This window comes from Streptomyces sp. NPDC001339 (assembly GCF_042895955.1).
Lineage (GTDB): Bacteria > Actinomycetota > Actinomycetes > Streptomycetales > Streptomycetaceae > Streptomyces.
In genome coordinates this window covers 1-3196 of sequence record NZ_JBIAWT010000030.1, presented here as the reverse complement: position 1 = coordinate 3196, position 3196 = coordinate 1, and the positions used below count along the sequence as shown (strand labels likewise).

Sequence of the window (3196 nt, the reverse complement as noted above, 5' to 3'; positions counted from 1 at the left end):
CTAGAGCGTGTCTCTTTGATCGGCTGGTCAGTTGATCGGATGTGTCCGTCCGGTTAGTGATCACTGATGCGATGTGGGGCCGGATCGAGCCGCTGATGCCGGCCGATCCGGTCCGCGGCCGGCGGTGGGCCGACCACCGCCGCACCTTGGAGGCCATCGCGTGGAAATACCGAACCTGCTCGCCCTGGCGGGACCTGCCGGACGAGCTCGGCTCGTTCCAGACTGCCCACAAACGCCTGATCCGGTGGGCCGTGGACGGCACCTGGGAACGCATCCTTGCCGCACTTCTGGCAGCGGCTGACGGTGATGCCGACATCGGCTGGACCGTCTCGGTGGACTCCACCGTCTGCCGGGCCCACCAGCACGCCGCCGGAGCCAGGAAAAAGGGGCTCCAGGCCAGGCCGAACCCGGCGACCACGCGCTGGGACGCTCGCGCGGCGGCCTGAGCACGAAGGTCCATCTCGCCAGCGACGGCCATGCGCGGCCCTTGGCCCTTCGCGTCACCGCAGGCCAGGCGGGCGACGCTCCGGCCTTCGAGATGGTCATGGCCGCCATCCGTGTTCCGCGAAGCGGACCCGGACGGCCGAGAACTCGCCCGGACATCGTCCTGGCGGACCGCGCGTACTCATCCCGAGCGATCCGGAGTCACCTCCGCCGACGCCGAATCCGCGCGATCATCCCCCAGCCGTCCGACCAGGTCGGCCACCGGCTGCGGCGAGGCAGCGCGGGCGGTCGCCCGCCGACTTTCGACGCGGCGTCGTACAAGCAGCGCAACGCGGTCGAGCGATGCATCAACCGCCTCAAGCAATGGCGCGGCCTGGCCATGCGAACCGACAAACTGGCCGTCGCCTACCAGGCCGCCCTCCACGTCGCCGCCATCCTCATATGGGCACGACGGTGACCAAGGACGGAGGCAGTCTAGGAATTGGGGGGCTTGGGGATGACTTCGCGCAGGCGGTCGAGGAGAACGCGGGCCGCGGGGCTCGAAGGGCCGCCGGCCTGCCAGGCTAGCGCGATGCGGGCACGCATCTCGGGCCGGACGATCCGCAGGGTGCGAAGGTGTCCGTCGAGGGGGGACTCGTTCTCACCGGCAGGTAGCACGGCGATGCCGAGGCCCCGCGCGGCAAGCTGCGAGAGCACGTGTGGGGCTGCCGCCTCGAAGGCGACCCGGGGCCGGAATCCTGCCTGTGCACAGCCGCGTTCGAGCGCCGTGCGCACCCCGGTGCCGCGCGGCAGGCAGATCAGCGGCCGATCCCGCAGATCGGCGAGCGGGACGCTCGTACCGTCGACACGGTCGAGAACGGGATCGCTTGGCGCGACAGCGGCGACCAGCGGGACATCGATCACCGTCTGGAAGGCCGCTCCGGGCGGGGGCGCCTCCTCTGCCGTTCCGAGGACGGCGATGTCGAGCTCGCCGGCCAGGAGCGCGGCCTGCATCCGCTCCGTGGTGTCCTCGGTGAGAGCCACCTCCACCGAGGGGTGGGCGTCGTGGAAGTCCGCGAGTAAAGCGGCGATGTCGAAGGCGTGGCCAGTGGCGCCGGAGACCAGTCCGAGCGTGACCCGGCCGTGCAGCAGCCCCGTGTACGCGTCGACCGTCTGCCGCACCGACTCCGCCGCGGCCAGTGCGGCCCGGGCGTACGGCAGGACCGCCCGGCCCACCTCGGTCGGTGTCACCGACCGGGGAGAGCGGTCGAGCAGGGGCAGCCCCAGCTCCTTCTCCAGCTGGCGGATCTGGGCGCTGAGGCCAGGCTGGGCCAGATGCAGCCGGGCGGCGGCTCTTGTGAAACCGCCTTCCTCGACGACACAGACGAAGTAGCGCAGCTGGCGGAGTTCCATAAGCAGCGATTCTAGATTGCAGCAGAACTATCTACTGGCGCTATCGATCTGCTGGCGTCAGGCTTGATCACATGGGGAACCCAACAGCCCGCAAGGGGACGAGTGCCGAGGTCAGGGCGGCGATCGCGGCGGAACGCCGAGAACTGGCCGACCTGTTCGACACATTGCAAACCGACCAGTGGAACGAGCAGAGTCTCTGCGCGGGATGGCGCGTTCGCGAAGTGGCGGCGCACATGTCGATGGGGTTCCGGCTCTCCTTGCCCATGGTGCTCGGTGAACTGGTCAAGGCACGCGGGAACCTTCACCGCATGACCGATCAGGTCGCGCGCAGGGATTCGGCCGCCCACTCCACCACCGCGCTTGCCGCCTTCCTGCGGGACAACGCCCACCATCCCTGGACACCACCGGTCGGCGGGCTCACGGCGGCGCTCGGCCACGACGTCGTGCACGGGCTGGACATCACCGTCGCCCTCGGCCTCCACCGGCGCGTCCCCGAGAACCGGCTGCGCATCCTCCTCGCTGACATCCGGCCCAGCAGCCTGAAGTTCTTCGGCGCCGACCTCGACGGAGTGCAGCTGTGCGCCGATGACCTCGACTGGTCATACGGCTCCGGCTCACCAGTGTTCGGCGCTGCCCAAGACCTCCTGCTGCTGGCCTACGGCCGCAGACTTCCGGACGGCCGGCTACGAGGAGAACCGAGCAGCCGTTTCACGCAATCCGCCGAGGAAGTATGAACCAGATGCGCACCCGCCTCCTCCTGGGCCTGTCCCTGCTCTCCACTGGTCTGCTTGCCGGAGCCTTCGGCTACGGCGCCGCCAACCTGGTCCCCACCTTCAACTCCGTGCCGATCGACATGAGACTCGACTTCCACACCGAGCTGATGAAGATGAACGGGATCACCGTGCAGGGGGCGATGGCGGTCTCGGCCCTCAGCGCCCTCACCCTGGCCGCCCTGACACGGGGACGAGCCCGAGTCCTCGCAGCCACCGCAGGGCTCCTGACTGTCGCGTCCTTTCTGATCACCCGGTTCGGGAATGTCCCGATCAACGGCCGCATCAAGCAGTGGGCCGCCACCGCGCCGCCGGCCGACCATGCGGAGATCCTGAGCCGCTGGGAACTGTTCAACGATGCCCGTACCTGCACTGCCGCAGCTGCGTTCGCCATCCTGATCTCTGTTGCCCTGCGCCAGGCAAGCAGGCAGGCGAGCGAACACCACTGAACCCACCGCCGTCATCTCGACAGGCCGATGCGTCGACCCTGGCGAACCCGTATGAGGGCGCGATCCGTGCCACACCACATTGGTCACCGATCACCGGGTGCAGCTGATCCACTGGCAACCCGTCAAGGAGACACGGCCTAG

Annotated in this window: 4 protein-coding genes; 3 read left to right on the top strand and 1 reads right to left on the bottom strand. The window is 68.9% G+C overall.

Translation table 11 applies throughout. The annotated features are described in order from the left end of the window. Positions 1-71: 71 nt before the first annotated feature. A protein-coding gene (locus tag ACFY12_RS35575; RefSeq protein WP_390720136.1) for an IS5 family transposase occupies positions 72-901 on the top strand; the annotation gives its coding sequence in 2 pieces (ribosomal slippage) (positions 72-408 and positions 408-901; 831 coding nt in all). A 17-nt stretch (positions 902-918) separates the two neighbouring features. On the opposite strand, the gene ACFY12_RS35570 is transcribed toward ACFY12_RS35575, so the two are convergent. After that, positions 919-1836 (bottom strand): LysR family transcriptional regulator, encoded by a 918-nt coding sequence (locus tag ACFY12_RS35570; protein ID WP_390720135.1) that lies wholly within the window; start codon positions 1834-1836, stop codon positions 919-921. A 71-nt stretch (positions 1837-1907) separates the two neighbouring features. Between ACFY12_RS35570 and ACFY12_RS35565 the strand changes: the two genes are divergently transcribed. Further along, positions 1908-2570, top strand: a complete 663-nt coding sequence (locus tag ACFY12_RS35565; protein WP_390720134.1) for a maleylpyruvate isomerase family mycothiol-dependent enzyme — start codon at positions 1908-1910, stop codon at positions 2568-2570. Then, entirely contained in the window at positions 2567-3055 is a 489-nt protein-coding gene (locus ACFY12_RS35560; RefSeq protein ID WP_390720133.1) for an anthrone oxygenase family protein, read from the top strand. The genes ACFY12_RS35565 and ACFY12_RS35560 overlap by 4 nt, the downstream gene beginning before the upstream one ends. Positions 3056-3196: the final 141 nt, after the last annotated feature.

Coding starts and splice junctions, on each gene's coding strand:
- ACFY12_RS35560 (WP_390720133.1), top strand. CDS start 2,567: ATGAACCAGATGCGCACCCGCCTCCTCCTGGGCCTGTCCCTGCTCTCC.
- ACFY12_RS35570 (WP_390720135.1), bottom strand. CDS start 1,836: ATGGAACTCCGCCAGCTGCGCTACTTCGTCTGTGTCGTCGAGGAAGGC.
- ACFY12_RS35565 (WP_390720134.1), top strand. CDS start 1,908: ATGGGGAACCCAACAGCCCGCAAGGGGACGAGTGCCGAGGTCAGGGCG.